A 15,417-nucleotide genomic window follows, 5' to 3' on the forward strand; every position below is an offset into this window, starting at 1 on the left:
GTCTATGAAACCCGGCGAAACGCTCAGGGAGAAGACGTGCGCAGTAGACAGGAAGAACGACGACCGGGGGCCGGTCGCGTCCTTTCGGAGGGAATGACAGTGACCGCACCGGCATCCGGGATCGAGGAGCCCGGGAGCGCTGTAGAGGCCGGGGGTCCGGCAGCGCTCGGGAGCGTGACGGCACCGGGGGGCGACGCCGGGCCGGGGGACGCGCGGGAGCCGGCGCCGTGGCGCCTGCTGCTCGGCTACGTCCGGCCGCACCGGCGCGTGCTCCTGCTCGGCGGAGTGCTCAGCCTCGTCAGCGCGCTGGCCGGGCTGGCGATGCCGCTCCTGGCCAAGCTGGTGGTCGACGCGTTCGGCCAGGAGCAGTCCCTGGCCGGGCCGGTGCTCGGCCTGACGGTGGCCGTGGTCCTCGGCGCGGCCGTCGGAGCACTCGGCAGATATGTGCTGGAACGCATGGGCGAGGGCATCGTGTTCTCCGCGAGACGGCGCCTGGTGGACCGCATGATGCGGCTGCGCGTCTCCGAGGTGGACCGCCTCAAGCCGGGCGATCTGCTCTCCCGGGTGACCTCCGACACCACCCTGCTGCGGGCGGTGTTCACCGACGGGATCGTCGAGTCGGTCGGCGCGGTGTTCATGCTGGTGGGCGCGGTGGTGATGATGGCCCTCATGGACGGGGTCCTGCTGCTCATCACGCTGGCGGTCCTCATCCTGGTCGGCGGGCTCGTGGGCCTGGTCATGCCGCGCATCCAGCGAGCCTCGGTCCAGGCGCAGGAGTCGGTCGGCGAGATGGGCGCGGTGCTCGACCGGGTGCTCCAGGCGTTCCGCACGGTCAAGGCCAGCGGCGCCGAGGACCGGGAGATCGCCGTGGTGGGCGCCGCGGCCCGCGAGGCGAGGGACCGCGGGGTCGCCGTCGCCTGGTGGACCTCCATCGCGGGCATCTCCGCATGGGTCGCCGCGCAGCTCGCCTTCGTGGCCGTGCTGGGCGTCGGAGGGGCACGCGTGGCCTCGGGGGCGATGGAGGTCTCCTCGCTGATCGCCTTCCTGCTCTACCTGTTCTACCTGGTCGCGCCGGTCGGTCAGCTGGTCCAGGGGGCCACCCAGGTGCAGAGCGGCCTCGCGGCGGTCAAGCGGATCCGGGAGATCGAGGCCCTGCCCGTGGAGGAGGTGGCCGGGACGGTTCCCGCTCCCGGCGCGGCCCCCGCCGGGGTGAGGTTCGACTCCGTCGCCTTCCGCTACGGCGACGATCGGCCGGTCGTGCACCAGGACGTCTCCTTCGCCGTCCCGGCCGGTGGCATGACCGCGCTCGTCGGCCCGTCGGGAGCGGGCAAGTCCACGGTCTTCGCGCTGCTGGAGCGGTTCTACGAGCAGCAGGGCGGGACGATCTCGATCGACGGCCGCGACATCAGGCAGTGGCCGCTGGCCGAGCTGCGCGCCGCCCTCGGCTACGTCGAGCAGGACGCGCCCGTGCTGGACGGCTCGCTCAGGGAGAACCTCCTGTTCGCCGCACCCGGCGTGGCCGAGGACGAGCTGCGCAGGGTGCTCGCGCTGACCCGCCTGGAGGACCTCGTCGCCCGGCTCCCCGAGGGCCTGGAGACCAAGGTCGGCCACCGCGGCATCATGCTCTCCGGCGGTGAGCGCCAGCGGGTGGCCATCGCGCGGGCGCTGCTGCGCCGCCCCCGGCTGCTCCTGCTGGACGAGGCCACCTCCCAGCTCGACGCGGTCAACGAGCTCCGGCTCCGCGAGGTGATCGCCGAGGTGGCCAGGGAGACGACCGTGCTGGTGATCGCGCACCGGCTCTCCACGGTGACCGGCGCGGACCGGATCGTGGTGATGGAGGCGGGCCGGGTCAGGGCCGTCGGCACCCACGACGAGCTGCTCGACGAGGACGACCTCTACCGCGAGCTCGCCGCCACCCAGTTCCTCCTCTCCACCTGAGGACCCGCCCCGCCCGCGGCGGGCTACGTAGACTCCTGGCAAATTCCTGGGGCCGTTAGCGGGGCGGTTCGGGCAAGGCGGTCCGGCGGCTCGGTTGGCCGTGCCGGAAACCGGGAACTCCCGATCCTGCGAAGCCTCTCCTTCGCGCCGGAGCGCCCGCCGGGCGCTCCGGCCCGGGTCCCCGCCCGCCCGTGCGGGGCGCGGCCGGGATCGCGACCGGAAGGGCATCCCGGGCAGACGGCCCGGGATGCCCGTCTCCGGGTTGACCTGTGGCCTTCGAGTGACAAATATGAATGCATTCATTCAGGTCGATGGGGAGGCTCAGGCATGACCGGCAGCCGGACCGTCCGCGCGCCGCGCGGCACCACGCTCACCGCCAAGGGGTGGCCGCAGGAGGCGGCGCTCCGCATGATCCAGAACAACCTGGACCCCGAGGTGGCCGAGCACCCGGAGCAGCTCGTCGTCTACGGCGGCTCGGGGAAGGCGGCCCGCGACTGGCGCTCGTTCGACGCGATCACCCGCACGCTGACCACCCTGGAGGGCGACGAGACGCTGCTCGTGCAGTCCGGCCGCCCGGTCGGGGTCTTCCGCACGCACGAGTGGGCGCCCCGGGTGCTCATCGCCAACTCCAACCTGGTGCCCGACTGGGCGAACTGGGAGGAGTTCCGCCGCCTTGAGGCGGCCGGCCTGACCATGTACGGGCAGATGACCGCCGGCTCGTGGATCTACATCGGTACCCAGGGCATCCTGCAGGGCACCTACGAGACCTTCGCCGCCGTGGCCGCCAAGCGGTTCGGAGGCTCCCTCGCCGGCACGATCACCCTGACCGCGGGGCTCGGCGGCATGGGCGGCGCCCAGCCGCTCGCCGTGACCATGAACGGAGGCGTGGCGATCTGCGTCGACTGCGACCCGCGCAGCATCGAGCGGCGCATCGAGCACCGCTACCTCGACGTGAAGGCCGCCGACCTCGACGAGGCGCTCCGCCTGGCCTACGAGGCGCGCGACCAGCGCCGCCCGCTGAGCATCGGGGTCGAGGCCAACGCGGCCGAGGCCGTGCCCGAGCTGCTGCGCCGGGGCGCCGAGATCGACATCGTCACCGACCAGACCTCGGCCCACGACCCGCTGATGTACCTGCCGCTGGGGATCGCCTTCGACGACATGGCCGCCGAGCGGGACAAGGACCCGGCCGGCTTCACCATGAAGGCGCGCGAGTCCATGGCCAGGCACGTGGAGGCGATGGTCGGCTTCCAGGACGCGGGCGCCGAGGTCTTCGACTACGGCAACTCGATCCGGGGGGAGGCGCAGCTGGCCGGTTACACCCGCGCCTTCGACTTCCCCGGCTTCGTGCCCGCCTACATCCGGCCCCTGTTCTGCGAGGGCAAGGGCCCGTTCCGCTGGGCCGCGCTCTCCGGCGACCCGGCGGACATCGCGAAGACCGACCGGGCCATCCTGGAGCTGTTCCCCGACAACGAGCCGCTGGCCAGGTGGATCCGGATGGCCGGGGAGCGGGTCCACTTCCAGGGCCTGCCCGCCCGCATCTGCTGGCTCGGGTACGGCGAGCGCCACCTGGCCGGCGAGCGGTTCAACGACATGGTCGCCTCCGGCGAGATCGAGGCCCCGCTGGTGATCGGCCGCGACCACCTCGACTGCGGCTCCGTGGCGAGCCCGTACCGCGAGACCGAGGGCATGCTCGACGGCTCCGACGCCGTCGCCGACTGGCCGCTGCTGAACGCGATGCTCAACGTGGCCTCCGGCGCCGCCTGGGTCTCCATCCACCACGGCGGCGGCGTCGGCATCGGCCGCTCCATCCACGCCGGCCAGGTCACGGTCGCCGACGGCACCAGGCTGGGCGGCGAGAAGCTCACCCGGGTGCTCACCAACGACCCCGGCATGGGCGTGATCCGCCACGTCGACGCCGGCTACGACGAGGCCGTCACCGTGGCCGGGGCCCGCGACGTCCGCATCCCGATGCGCGAGTCCTGAGGACGGAACCGCGGAGCAGGACGGGCCGGGACCCCGCGCGGTCCCGGCTCCGGAGGGCGGACGCCCGCGGTGAGACGGGAGGGCGATCGGACCGGGCGCTTGGGTACGGTGGGGCGTTCCCGGTGCTCCGGCCGGGAATGATCACGAGCGGTCGATCGGTTGGAGGGGACGTGGGCGGCGGACTCGATCGGCTTCTGGAGGGGCGGCGGCTCTCGCCGGTGCAGCGGCGGATCGCACGCTACCTCGGCGACCACCTCGCCGAGGCGATCTTCCTGTCCAGCGTGGAGCTGGCCGAGCGCGCCGGGGTGAGCCAGCCCTCGGTGACCAGGTTCGCCATGGTGCTCGGCTTCGCCGGATACCCGGAGCTCCGGCAGGCGCTGCGCCCCTTCGTCGTCGGAGGGCAGGAGGCGTCACGCGCCAACGAGCTGCAGACCGCGATCGACGTGGAGATCGGGAACCTCCGCGCGGTCCGGGAGGGGCTGGCCGACCCGTCGGCCGTCACGGAGCTGGGCGCCGCCCTGGCGGCGTGCGAGCCGCTCCCGGTGCTGGGCCTGCGGGTCTCCAGCGGCCTGGCCACCACGTTCGCCTACTACGCCCGCCGGATCCACCCCGACGTCCGGCTGCTGACCCACGGCGGCTCCGAGCTGGCCGACGGCCTGCACACCGCGCGCCGGGCGGGGGCGGGCTGGCTGCTCGCGGTGGTCCTGCCCCGCTATCCGGCCGAGGCCGTACAGGCCCTGAAGAACGCCCAGGAACTGGGCCTGCGGACCGCGGTGATCACCGACCGGGAGGACGTGCCGTTCGCCGCGGACGCGGTCCTGGCGGCCCCGGTCGGCGAGCGGCTGGTGTTCGACTCCCACGCGGCGCCCCTCGCCCTGGCCATGGTGCTGGTGGAGGCGATGGCGGACGCGGCGCCGCTGCGCACCCAGGCCCGGCTGGAGGAGTACGAGCGCATGACCGACCAGGCCGGGGTCTTCACCGCCTGACCGGCGCCGGGCGATCGGCGCCGGCCGGGCGGCGCGGGACGGGCTAGCCCGCCAGCTTCCGCAGCGAGCGCACCGACCAGGTCAGGGTGAGCACGCCCAGGACCAGGAACAGGCCGAAGGCGACCGGGACGGTGCTGTGGGTGAAGTCGTCCACGAACATGGCGCGGCCCGCCTCGACCGCGTAGTAGAGCGGGTTGAACTTCGCCACGGTCTGCATCCACTCGGGAGCCAGCGACATCGGCAGCATGAGGCCGGAGAGCAGCATCAGCGGGAGCAGGAAGAACTGCACGATCTGCGACATGCCGTTCTCGTCGCGCACCGCCAGGGCCAGGCCGTAGGACAGGTTGGCGGAGAACAGGCCGGTCACCGCCATGAGCAGCAGCATGAGGCCCATCGCGGTCAGGCTGATCCGCAGCCCCATCAGCGCCGCCACGCCGAGGACCAGGAGTGACTGGAGGACCAGCATGATCATGTCCTTGACCACCCGGCCGAGGATGATCGCGGGCCGCCAGGCCTGGCTGACCGCGAGCCGCTCCAGCACCCCGTTCCGGGTCTCGTTGATCATGCCGAAGCCGGCGAACATCGAGCCGAACAGGGCGATCATCACCAGCGCGGCCGGGGTGAACATGACCAGCGCCTCCGAGAGGCTCCCGTTCGGGGCGATGCTGGTCAGCAACGGGGCGAACAGCAGCAGATAGAGGATGGGCTGCATGATGCCGATGATCGGCCAGGCCAGGTTGCGGCGCAGGACGCCGAGCTCGTAGCCGGTGAACAACATGGTGTGTCGAAGCATGGGGGGACTCCTCGTGAGGGTGGGGAGAGATCAGGCGGCGTCGCGCAGGGAGCGGCCGGTGTGCTTGAGGAAGACGTCGTCGAGCGTGGCCCGGTCGAGCGCGATGGAGCGGATGGCCAGGTTCCCGGCCTCCAGCGCGCGCAGCAGCGTGGGCAGGTTGTGCTCGCCGTCGTCGAGGTAGGCGCGCAGCGACTCTCCCTCCACCTGGGTCTCCGTGATGTACGGCTGCGCGGCCAGCAGCTTGCGCGCGCCCTCCAGGTCGTCGAGGCGGAGCGTGACGACGTCGCCGGAGACCTCCTTCTTGAGCTTCTCCGGGGTGCCCTCGGCGACGATCTTGCCGTGGTCGACGATGACCAGCCGGTCGCAGAGCGCGTCGGCCTCGTCGAGGTAGTGGGTGGTCAGCAGCACGCTGGTGCCCGCGTCGCGCAGCGCGCGGATCTCGTCCCAGAGGTTGGCGCGGTTCTGCGGGTCGAGGCCGGTGGTGGGCTCGTCCAGGAAGACCAGCGGCGGCCGGTTGACCAGCCCGATGGCCAGGGAGAAGCGCCGCTTCTGGCCGCCGGAGAGGGTCTTCACCGGCCGGTCGGCGATCTCGGCGAGGCTGAAAGAGGCCATCAGCTCGTCGGCCCGGGCGGCGGCCTGGGCGCGGGAGAGCCCGGCGATCCGCCCGGCCATCACCAGGCTCACCCGGCCGGGGGCGTTGTCGTCGACCCCGCCGCCCTGGCCGACGTAGCCGATGTTCTCCCGGACCTTGGCGGCCTCCTTCACCACGTCGAACCCGGCCACCCTGGCGGTGCCGGAGGTGGGGGCGGTGAAGGTCGCGAGCATCCGGACGGTGGTGGTCTTGCCCGCGCCGTTCGGGCCGAGGCAGGCGAAAATCTCGCCCTCGTCGACCGACAGGTCGATGCCCCGGACCGCCTCGACCTCCTCGGTCTTGCCCCGCCCGCGCTTGGCGACGAAGGTCTTGCGCAGGCCGTGCGCTTCGATGATCATTTTATCTCCGTGTGTCGGGGGATGTCGAGCATGAACCCTCCCCCTGCGGGAAGGGCAAGTGGTTTTCCGGACGGCGGGCCGCGGCTACGGCAGCTCGCCGCGCCTGACCCGTTCGAGGGCGTCGCCGATCCAGTTCCGCTGGGCCTCCAGCTGAGCCGCGTTGAGACGGAGAATCTCGTCGATGTGCCGGGGGGCTCCGTGGGCGCGCTTGGCTTCGATGGCCCGTCCGAGCATCCCGATCGCGGCCTTCAGCTGCGCGGACCTGGCCTCCATCGCGACGACCAGGTCGGCGGGGGAGAGGCGGTCCATGAAGGTCAGCGCGACCTGGAAGGGGTCCACGATGGGTTTGATCTCCCACCAGTGGTTCATCAACCGCACCATGAACTCGGCCCGGCCGGCCTCGGTGATCTCGTAGAGCGTCTTGCCGCCTCTCCCCTCCTCCACGCGGTGCAGGAGTCCTTCGTCCGCCATCTTGCCCAGGCCGTGGTAGATCGAGCCGTAGGCCACGTTGGCCCATCCGTCGGCCGCCCACATCTCCAGGCGGCGCCGTACCTCGTATCCGTGCAGGGGACCGTCGAGGAGCACACCGAGAAGGAGAACACGCGTAGAGGACATATTCAAGTTTTTATTCAAATTTGCGTACCATGTCAATCATGTGAGAGATCAGGCGTGACGACGGCGGCGCCCCGCTCGGTTTCGTTCGTGAGGCGGAGGGCGGGTGGGAGCCGCTGACCGTGTTCGGCTATCCGCCCGGTGGGCGGTGCGCGGAGGAGGAGGCGCCGGAGGAGATCCACCGGTCCGGGCTGGAGATGCCGATGAGGCCCTGGTGGTTCCGTCAGGACGGGGAGCGGTACCGGTGCGTGATCCCGGAGGCCGCCCCCGGCGAGGCCAGGGTCCGGCCGGATGACCGCCGTTACCCGTACGACGTCTACGCGCTCACCCCGGAGCGCCCCGGACCGGAGGTCTTCCGGCCGGGGCAATAGGCTTGGGCGCATGTTCGAACGCCCGACCGCGCTGGTCACCGGAGCCTCAGGAGGGGTCGGGGCCGCCGTCGCACACGCTCTGGCCCCCACGCACGACCTGCTGCTCGGCGGCCGGGACCGGGAGGCCCTGGACAAGCTCTGCGTGGAGCTGCCTGGCGCCCGGCCCTGGCCGGTGGAGCTGACCGCCGTCACCGAGGCCGACGTCGCCGGGCTCGACCGGCTCGACGTGCTCGTGCACAGCGCCGGCGTGGTGAGACTGGGGCGGGTCGAGGAGACCCCGGCCGAGGTGTGGCGGCGCACCCTGGAGGTCAACGTGGTCGCGGTCGCGGAGCTGACCCGGCTGCTGCTGCCCGCGCTGCGCGCCGTCGGCGGCCACGTCGTGCTGGTCAACTCCGGCTCCGGGCAGCGGGCCAACCCGACCTGGGCCTCGTACGCCGCGAGCAAGTTCGCGCTGCGGGCCTTCGCCGACGTGCTCCGCCTGGAGGAGCCTGGGCTGCGGGTGACCACGGTCTACCCGGGACGGGTGGACACCGACATGCAGCGCGGGGTCCGCGCCCAGGAGAACGGCGACTACCAGCCGGAGAAGTACCTGCGTCCGGACTCGGTGGCCAGGGCCGTGCTGGCGGCGGTGACCGCCTCCCCGGACGCCCACGTCACCGAGATCACCCTCCGCCCGTCGGCGGGGCCCGCCGGCTGAGTACGGCATCCGCCGGTCCGCGGCCGGGGGCGGCCTGCGCCGGTCGGGACGGGCCGGGTAGCGGATGAATGACTCCATTCACATAATGGAGGGGTGTTCGACGAGATGTGGGGTGCCATCGAGCACCTCGGACGCGACGACCGGACCCGGGGCTACCTGCGCGACGCCTGGTCGCCCGCCGACCTGGAGCTGCGTGCGTGGTTCCGGCAGGAGGCCGCCCGGCGCGGCCTCGCCGTGCGCGAGGACCGCAACGGCAACCTGTGGGCCTGGTGGGGCGACCCGTCGGACCGCCCGGGGGTGGTCACCGGCAGTCACCTCGACTCGGTGCGGCAGGGCGGCGCCTTCGACGGCCCCCTCGGGATCGTGTCGGCCTTCGCCGCCCTCGACGCGCTCGCCGCGAAGGGCTTCGAGCCCGCCAGGCCGCTGGGGATCGCCTGCTTCACCGATGAGGAGGGCGCCAGGTTCGGCGTCCCGTGCACGGGCTCCCGGCTGCTCACCGGGGCGCTCGATCCGGACCGCGCCCGCGGCCTGACCGACGACGAGGGCGACTCCATGGCCGAGGTGCTCCGCCGGGCCGGACGCGACCCCGGCGCGCTCGGCCGGGACGACGAGACCCTCGGGCACGTCGGCGTCTTCGTGGAGCTCCACGTCGAGCAGGGCCGGGGGCTCGTCCACGCGGGTGCCCCGGTCGGCGTGGCGAGCACGATCTGGCCGCACGGCCGCTGGCGGTTCGACTTCCGCGGCCAGGCCAACCACGCGGGCACCACCCGCCTGCAGGACCGCGACGATCCCATGCTGCCCTTCGCCCGGACCGTGCTGCACGCCCGCGAGCTGGCCGAGCGCGGGGGCGTGGTGGCCACCTTCGGCAGGCTCCGCGTCTCACCCGGCAACGCCAACGCCGTTCCCGGCCTGGTCAGCGCCTGGCTCGACGCCCGAGGCGGTGACGAGACCGCGGTCCGGACCCTGGTCGCCGAGCTGACCGCGTTCTCCGGCGCGGAGGTGGGCAACGAGTCCTGGACCCCGGCCGTCGACTTCGACGCCGTCCTGCGCGACCGGCTTGCCCTGGTCGCCGCGGAGGCGGTCGCCCGCCGTACGGCGCCCCCGGACGCGGCGGACGGGCGCGGGAGGCCGCCCCGGAGTGCTCGGGACGCGGCCGGCGGGGCGGCGGGAGCGGTGGCACCGGTGCCGGTGCTGCCGACCGGCGCCGGGCACGACGCCGGAATCCTCGCAGCGGCAGGGGTTCCCGGCGCGATGGTGTTCGTCCGCAATCCAACGGGCATCTCTCACTCTCCGGAAGAACATGCGGAGGCGTCCGACTGCCACCTGGGAGTGGCCGCCCTCGCCGCCATTTTGGAGGACCTGTGCCAGAGCTGACCTACTGGTGCGAGCTGGCCTGGCTGCCGCCGGGCGAGGCGGTCGCGGGAGTCCTCGTCGAGGTCGAGGGCTCGCGGATCGCCGCGATCACACCCGGCGTGGCCGAGCCCCCGCCGGGCGCGACGCGCCTCGCCGGGCTCACGCTGCCCGGGCTCGCCAACGCCCACTCCCACGCCTTCCACCGGGCGCTGCGCGGGATGGCCCAGGCGGAGCAGGGCAGTTTCTGGAGCTGGCGCGAGCAGATGTACGGCGTGGCCCAGGCGCTCGACCCCGACGCCTACCTCCGGCTGGCCACGGCGGCCTTCGCCGAGATGGCGCTGGCCGGGATCACCTGCGTCGGGGAGTTCCACTACCTGCACCACGCGCCGGGCGGCACGCCGTACGACGACCCGAACGCCATGGGCCACGCGCTCGTGGCGGCCGCGCGGCAGGCGGGCCTGCGGATCGCGCTGCTGGACACCTGTTACCTGACCGGCGGGGTCGGCGAGCCGCTGGCCGGGCCCCAGCTCCGCTTCGGCGACGGCGACGCCGAACGGTGGGCGGTGCGGGCGGAGGCGCTCGCCGCCGCCTACGCCGGGCAGCCCGACGTGGAGATCGGCGTGGCCGTGCACTCGGTCCGCGCGGTTCCCGCCGAGCACCTGGCCACGATCGTCGCCTTCTCCCACCACCACGCGGTCCCGCTGCACGTCCACGTCTCCGAGCAGCGGGCCGAGAACGCCTCCTGCGTGGAGCGGTACTCCGCCACCCCCGTCCAGGTCCTGCACGAGCACGGCGTGCTCGGCCCCCGCTCGACCGCCGTGCACGCCACGCACGTCTCCGAGGTGGACATCGCGCTGCTCGGCCAGTCCAGGACGTACGTGTGCATGTGCCCGACGACCGAGCGCGACCTGGCCGACGGGATCGGCCCCGCGCGGGCCATGTTCGAGGCGGGAGCGCCGATCACGCTCGGCTCCGACAGCCACGCGGTGGTCGACCTGTTCGAGGAGGCCCGCGCGGTCGAGCTGAACGAACGGCTGGCGAGCGAGCGGCGCGGCCACTGGCGGGCGGCGGAGCTGCTCCAGGCCGCCACCGCCGCGGGTCACGCCTCCCTGGGCTTCCCCGACGCGGGCACGCTCTGCCCGGGGGCCTGGGCCGACCTGGTCTCGGTCCGGCTCGACTCGGCCCGCACGGCGGGCGGCGGCCCGGCCGCCGAGACCGTGGTCTTCGCCGCCACCGCCTCCGACGTGCACTCCGTGGTCTCGGGCGGGCGGCAGGTGGTCGCAGAGGGCCGCCACGTCCTGGGCGACGTGGGCGCGCTGATCGCCGGAGCGGTCGCCGAAGCGCGCAAGGAGCGAGTATGACGGCGGGGGAGACCGCCGGAACGCACGGGGCCGCCGGCGCGGCGGACGAGGAGCGGTGAACCACCGATGAGCACGCTGTTCGACCGGATCGGCCTGCTGTACACCGGGGACCCCGGGCGGGAGGAGATCGAGCACGCCGCCCTGGTCGTCGAGGACGGCCGGGTGGTGTGGACCGGCCCGTCCGGGGACGACCCGGGCGCGGACGAGCGGGTGGACGTCGACGGCCGCTGTGTGATCCCCGGGTTCGTGGACAGCCACGCCCACCTGGTCTTCGCCGGTGACCGCACCGCGGAGTTCACCGCGCGCATGTCGGGGGAGCGCTACACCGCCGGGGGCATCCGCACCACGGTCGCGGCGACCCGCGCGGCCAGCGACGCCCTCCTCGCGGCGCGGACGGCGGCCCTGGTCGCCGAGATGCTCGCCCAGGGCACGACCACGGTCGAGATCAAGAGCGGGTACGGCCTCACGGTGGCAGACGAGCGGCGCTCCCTGGAGATCGCCCGGGGTTTCACCGAGGAGACGACCTATCTCGGCGCGCACGTCGTCCCCCCGGACGCCCCCTCCGCCGACGACTACGTCCGCACGGTCACCGGGGAGATGCTCCGCTCCTGCGCGCCGTACGCCAGGTGGGTGGACGTCTTCTGCGAGCGCGGCGCGTTCGACGCCGACCAGACCAGGGAGATCCTGTCCGCCGGGATCAAGGCCGGCCTGCTGCCGCGGGTCCATGCCAACCAGCTCGGCCACGGGCCCGGAGTGCAGCTCGCCGCCGAACTGGGCGCCGCCTCCGCCGACCACTGCACCCACCTCACCGAGGCCGACGTCGAGGCGCTCTCCTCGGCCGGGGTGGTGGCGACCCTGCTGCCGGGTGCGGAGTTCTCCACCCGCTCGCCGTACCCGGACGCCCGCCGGCTGCTGGAGGCGGGGGTGACCGTCGCGCTGGCCACCGACTGCAACCCCGGCTCCTCGTTCACCTCGTCCATGCCGTTCTGCCTGGCGCTGGCCGTAAGGGAGATGGGCATGACACCGCTGGAGGCGATCAGGGCCGCCACCCGGGGCGGGGCCTGGGCGCTGCGCCGCACGGACGTCGGCACGCTCCGGCCGGGCTCCCGGGGCGACCTGGTCATCCTGGAGGCTCCGTCCTACGTCCACCTGGCCTACCGGCCCGGGGTACCCCTGGTGACGCAGGTGTGGAAGGAGGGCCGCCGCCTCGTCTGAGGCGGATTCCGCCCGGTCGACTGATTCCGCCGTCGCCGGAGGCATCCTCCTTGAGGAGGAAAACGAAACCGTTCTGCGGGCGTAGTTCTTTAGGGAATCTTTGCCCTGGCCCGGGCGTTGATTGGGCAAGCGACGTGTCCGTGCGCGCGGGGCCTTGGGCGAGCGGGCGGGACGTCATAAGCAGGCGGAACGAGGTGCCATCGAATGGCAAGGCCGACGGGGAATCGCACGCAGGAGCAGCATGTCTCGGACCGGGACCTGCTCGGGACCTACCTGGCGGAGATCGGGCGGGTCCCCCTGCTGACCGCGGAGGAGGAGGTCGAGCTCGCGAAGCGGATCGAGGCCGGCCTCTTCGCGGAGCAGTTGCTGGACGGCGGGCTGACGGAGCCGCGGATCGCGGACGCCGCAGACGAGGAGCTTGAACGACTCGCTATTTCCGGACAAAGGGCCAAGGACGAATTCATCCAGGCCAATCTACGTCTTGTGGTGGCGGTCGCGCGCAAATACTCCGGGCGGGGAATGCCGCTCATCGACCTGGTCCAGGAGGGGAACCTGGGACTGGTGCGCGCGGTGGAGAAATTCGACTACCGGCGCGGTTACAAGTTCTCCACCTATGCCACGTGGTGGATCCGCCAGTCCGTGGGGCGCGCGATCCACGAGCAGGCCCGGCCGGTCCGGCTGCCCACCCACGCCGGAGAGCAGATGACCCGGCTGATGCGGGTCCGCCGGGACATGCTGGCCGAGTTCGACGTCGAGCCGACCGACGCCGACCTGGCGGCGGTGCTGGAGCTGCCGATCGAGCGGGTCCGCGAGCTGCGCCGCTGGGCCTCCGACCCGGTCTCCCTCCAGCTCGGTGTGGGCGACGAGGACGAGACCGAGCTCGGTGACATGATCGCCGACGAGACGTGGGCCGACCCCGAGCAGCAGGCCATGGACATCCTGGAGCGCGAGCGCCTGGAGCAGTGGCTGACCGGCCTGGAGGGGCAGACCCGGGAGATGCTCCGCTGGCGCTACGGCCTGATGGACGGCCGCGAGCACACGCTCACCGAGGTCGGGGAGCGCTACGGCATCGGCCGCGACCGCGCCCGCAGGATCGAGCGCGACGCCCTGGCCCGGCTGCGCAAGATGGCCACGGCCGCCTGACCTTCCGGACCCGGTACGGCCCCGAGGAGAGCCGTGCCGGGTTCTCGCATGTCCGGGGCCGGTTTCCGGTCATCCTGAACCATGGCTGTGAGGCATCCGAAACAAGGCTGAAACGCCACTCCGCCGAGATTCACAGATGTGAAACACGCAAGGTCGTGGCCCGAAACCACCGGGGAACACGCTGTGGCGTACGGGAGAGCGGCCCGGGCCGGGAACGGCCGGGCCCTCCCGGCAGGAACGTCAGTGCGCGGCCGGTCGAAGGAGCCCTGGAAGCGTCTACTGCGCCTTGTGCAACCGGCCACACGCCAATCGGAAGGAGGGTCGCGTCGAATGAAGATCGATAGCGGCTCCACTGCCTGGATGCTCATAAGCACCGCGCTCGTGCTGCTCATGACCCCGGGCCTCGCGTTCTTCTACGGGGGAATGACCAGGGCCAAGAGCGTCCTGAACATGATGATGATGTCGTTCGTCAGCATCATCACGGTGACGATCACCTGGGTCCTCTTCGGGTACTCGCTGGCGTTCGATCCCGTCGACGGCGAGGGTTTCCTCAACAAGATCGTCGGAGGACTCGACAACATCGGGCTGATGGGCGTCAACGAGGTCGCCTACAACGACACCTTCCCGATGATGGTCTTCTCCGCCTTCCAGCTGACCTTCGCCATCATCACCGTGGCGCTCATCAGCGGTGCGATCGCCGACCGGGCCAAGTTCGGCGCCTGGGTGGTCTTCAGCATCGTCTGGGCCTCGATCGTCTACTTCCCCGTCGCCCACTGGGTGTGGGGCGGGGGCTGGCTGACGGAGCTGGGCATCGAGGACTTCGCCGGCGGCACGGTCGTGCACATCAACGCCGGAGCCGCGGCCCTGGCCCTGGCCCTGGTGCTCGGCAAGCGCGCCGGCTGGCGCAAGGAGCCGATGCGCCCGCACAACCTCACCCTGGTCCTGCTGGGCGCCGGCCTGCTGTGGTTCGGCTGGTTCGGCTTCAACGCCGGCTCCGAGCTGGCCGCGGACGGCACCGCGGGCCTGGCGTTCATGAACACCCAGATCGCCACCGCCGTCGCGGCGGGCGCCTGGCTCGTCGTGGAGAAGTTCCGCGACGGCCACGCCACCTCCCTGGGCGCCGCCTCCGGCGCGGTCGCCGGCCTGGTCGCCATCACCCCGGCCTGCGGCTTCGTCGACCCCTGGGCGGCGATGGCGATCGGCCTGCTCGCGGGCATCGCCTGCGCCTACGCGGTGGGCCTGAAGTACAAGCTCGGCTACGACGACTCGCTCGACGTGGTCGGCGTGCACCTGGTCGGCGGGGTGATCGGCGCCGTGGCGCTCGGCTTCGTCGCGGCCTACCCCTTCCTGGACGGCCAGAACAAGGGCGTGCTCTACGGAGGCGGCTGGACCCAGCTCGGGCTGCAGGTGCTCGGCCCGGTCGCGGTCGGCGCCTACTCGTTCATCGTGACCTTCATCCTGGGCAAGATCATCGACAAGGTGATGGGCTTCCGGATCACCGCCGAGGACGAGGTCGCGGGCATCGACATCACCACGCACGCCGAGACCGGCTACGACCTGGGCACCTTCCACGCCTCGGGTGTGGCCTCCCCCAACGGCCCGGTTGCGGCTCCGGCTGGTAAGAAGGTGGACGCATGAGACTCATCACCGCGGTCATCAAGCCCTTCAAGCTCGATGACGTGAAGGCGGCCCTGGAGCAGTTCGGGGTCAAGGGCATGACGGTCAGCGAGGCCAGCGGGTACGGCCGCCAGCGCGGCCACACCGAGGTCTACCGGGGCGCCGAGTACCAGGTGGACCTGGTCCCCAAGGTCCGGCTGGAGGTGCTCGCCGAGGAGGAGGACGCCGACGACGTGATCGACGTCATCGTCAAGGCGGCGCAGACCGGCAAGATCGGTGACGGCAAGGTCTGGTCCGTCCCGGTGGACACCGTGATCCGGGTCCGCACCGGGGAACGCGGGCCCGAGGCGCTCTGACC

The 15,417-nt window shown here is 72.3% G+C and carries 14 protein-coding genes; 11 read left to right on the top strand and 3 right to left on the bottom strand.

Translation table 11 applies throughout. The features are described from left to right. Nucleotides 1-174 precede the first annotated feature (174 nt). The 3 genes from HS041_RS11690 (at nt 175) to HS041_RS11700 (ending at nt 4,907) form a co-directional block, all read left to right on the top strand. Nucleotides 175-1,938 carry an ABC transporter ATP-binding protein gene (locus HS041_RS11690; RefSeq protein ID WP_307845244.1) on the top strand — a complete coding sequence of 588 codons (1,764 nt, stop codon included), beginning with the start codon at nt 175-177 and terminating at the stop codon, nt 1,936-1,938. A gap of 327 nt (nt 1,939-2,265) precedes the next feature. Continuing rightward, on the top strand, nt 2,266-3,921 hold the full coding sequence (hutU, locus tag HS041_RS11695; protein WP_196440486.1) for a urocanate hydratase: 1,656 nt from the start codon (nt 2,266-2,268) through the stop codon (nt 3,919-3,921). Between the two features lie 170 nt (nt 3,922-4,091). Next, nucleotides 4,092-4,907, top strand: coding sequence for a MurR/RpiR family transcriptional regulator (locus HS041_RS11700; protein ID WP_307845245.1), 816 nt, complete (start codon nt 4,092-4,094; stop codon nt 4,905-4,907). A 43-nt stretch (nt 4,908-4,950) separates the two neighbouring features. Here HS041_RS11700 and HS041_RS11705 read toward each other — a convergent pair whose 3' ends face one another. The 3 genes from HS041_RS11705 to HS041_RS11715 form a co-directional block, all read right to left on the bottom strand. Then, on the bottom strand, nt 4,951-5,700 hold the full coding sequence (locus HS041_RS11705) for an ABC transporter permease (protein WP_196440488.1): 750 nt from the start codon (nt 5,698-5,700) through the stop codon (nt 4,951-4,953). Nucleotides 5,701-5,730: 30 nt separating this feature from the next. Beyond that, nucleotides 5,731-6,690, bottom strand: a complete 960-nt coding sequence (locus HS041_RS11710) for an ATP-binding cassette domain-containing protein (protein WP_196440489.1) — start codon at nt 6,688-6,690, stop codon at nt 5,731-5,733. A gap of 84 nt (nt 6,691-6,774) precedes the next feature. After that, nucleotides 6,775-7,305, bottom strand: coding sequence for a PadR family transcriptional regulator (locus HS041_RS11715; RefSeq protein WP_196440490.1), 531 nt, complete (start codon nt 7,303-7,305; stop codon nt 6,775-6,777). 119 nt (nt 7,306-7,424) lie between these two features. Between HS041_RS11715 and HS041_RS11720 the strand changes: the two genes are divergently transcribed. The 8 genes from HS041_RS11720 to HS041_RS11755 all read left to right on the top strand — a co-directional run bounded on the left by HS041_RS11720 (nt 7,425) and on the right by HS041_RS11755 (nt 15,415). After that, a complete protein-coding gene (locus tag HS041_RS11720) occupies nt 7,425-7,673 on the top strand; it encodes a hypothetical protein (RefSeq protein WP_196440491.1) in 249 nt (82 codons plus the stop codon). A gap of 10 nt (nt 7,674-7,683) precedes the next feature. Beyond that, complete coding sequence (locus tag HS041_RS11725) at nt 7,684-8,370, top strand: SDR family oxidoreductase (RefSeq protein ID WP_196440492.1); 687 nt, start codon at nt 7,684-7,686, stop codon at nt 8,368-8,370. Nucleotides 8,371-8,475: 105 nt separating this feature from the next. Further along, a complete protein-coding gene (locus HS041_RS11730) occupies nt 8,476-9,744 on the top strand; it encodes an allantoate amidohydrolase (RefSeq protein WP_196440893.1) in 1,269 nt (422 codons plus the stop codon). Then, on the top strand, nt 9,732-11,084 hold the full coding sequence (locus HS041_RS11735) for a formimidoylglutamate deiminase (RefSeq protein ID WP_196440493.1): 1,353 nt from the start codon (nt 9,732-9,734) through the stop codon (nt 11,082-11,084). Before HS041_RS11730 ends, HS041_RS11735 begins: the two co-directional genes overlap by 13 nt. A 66-nt stretch (nt 11,085-11,150) precedes the next feature. Continuing rightward, nucleotides 11,151-12,299: an imidazolonepropionase gene (hutI, locus tag HS041_RS11740; RefSeq protein ID WP_196440494.1), complete on the top strand. Its 1,149-nt coding sequence runs from the start codon at nt 11,151-11,153 to the stop codon at nt 12,297-12,299. 204 nt (nt 12,300-12,503) lie between these two features. Then, complete coding sequence (locus HS041_RS11745) at nt 12,504-13,442, top strand: sigma-70 family RNA polymerase sigma factor (RefSeq protein ID WP_196440495.1); 939 nt, start codon at nt 12,504-12,506, stop codon at nt 13,440-13,442. A 330-nt stretch (nt 13,443-13,772) separates the two neighbouring features. Beyond that, nucleotides 13,773-15,080 carry an ammonium transporter gene (locus HS041_RS11750; protein WP_196440496.1) on the top strand — a complete coding sequence of 436 codons (1,308 nt, stop codon included), beginning with the start codon at nt 13,773-13,775 and terminating at the stop codon, nt 15,078-15,080. Then, nucleotides 15,077-15,415, top strand: coding sequence for a P-II family nitrogen regulator (locus HS041_RS11755; protein ID WP_196440497.1), 339 nt, complete (start codon nt 15,077-15,079; stop codon nt 15,413-15,415). The genes HS041_RS11750 and HS041_RS11755 overlap by 4 nt, the downstream gene beginning before the upstream one ends. Nucleotides 15,416-15,417 lie beyond the last annotated feature (2 nt).

This window comes from Planomonospora sp. ID67723 (assembly GCF_015711605.1).
In the GTDB taxonomy this organism is placed as follows: Bacteria; Actinomycetota; Actinomycetes; order Streptosporangiales; family Streptosporangiaceae; genus Planomonospora_A.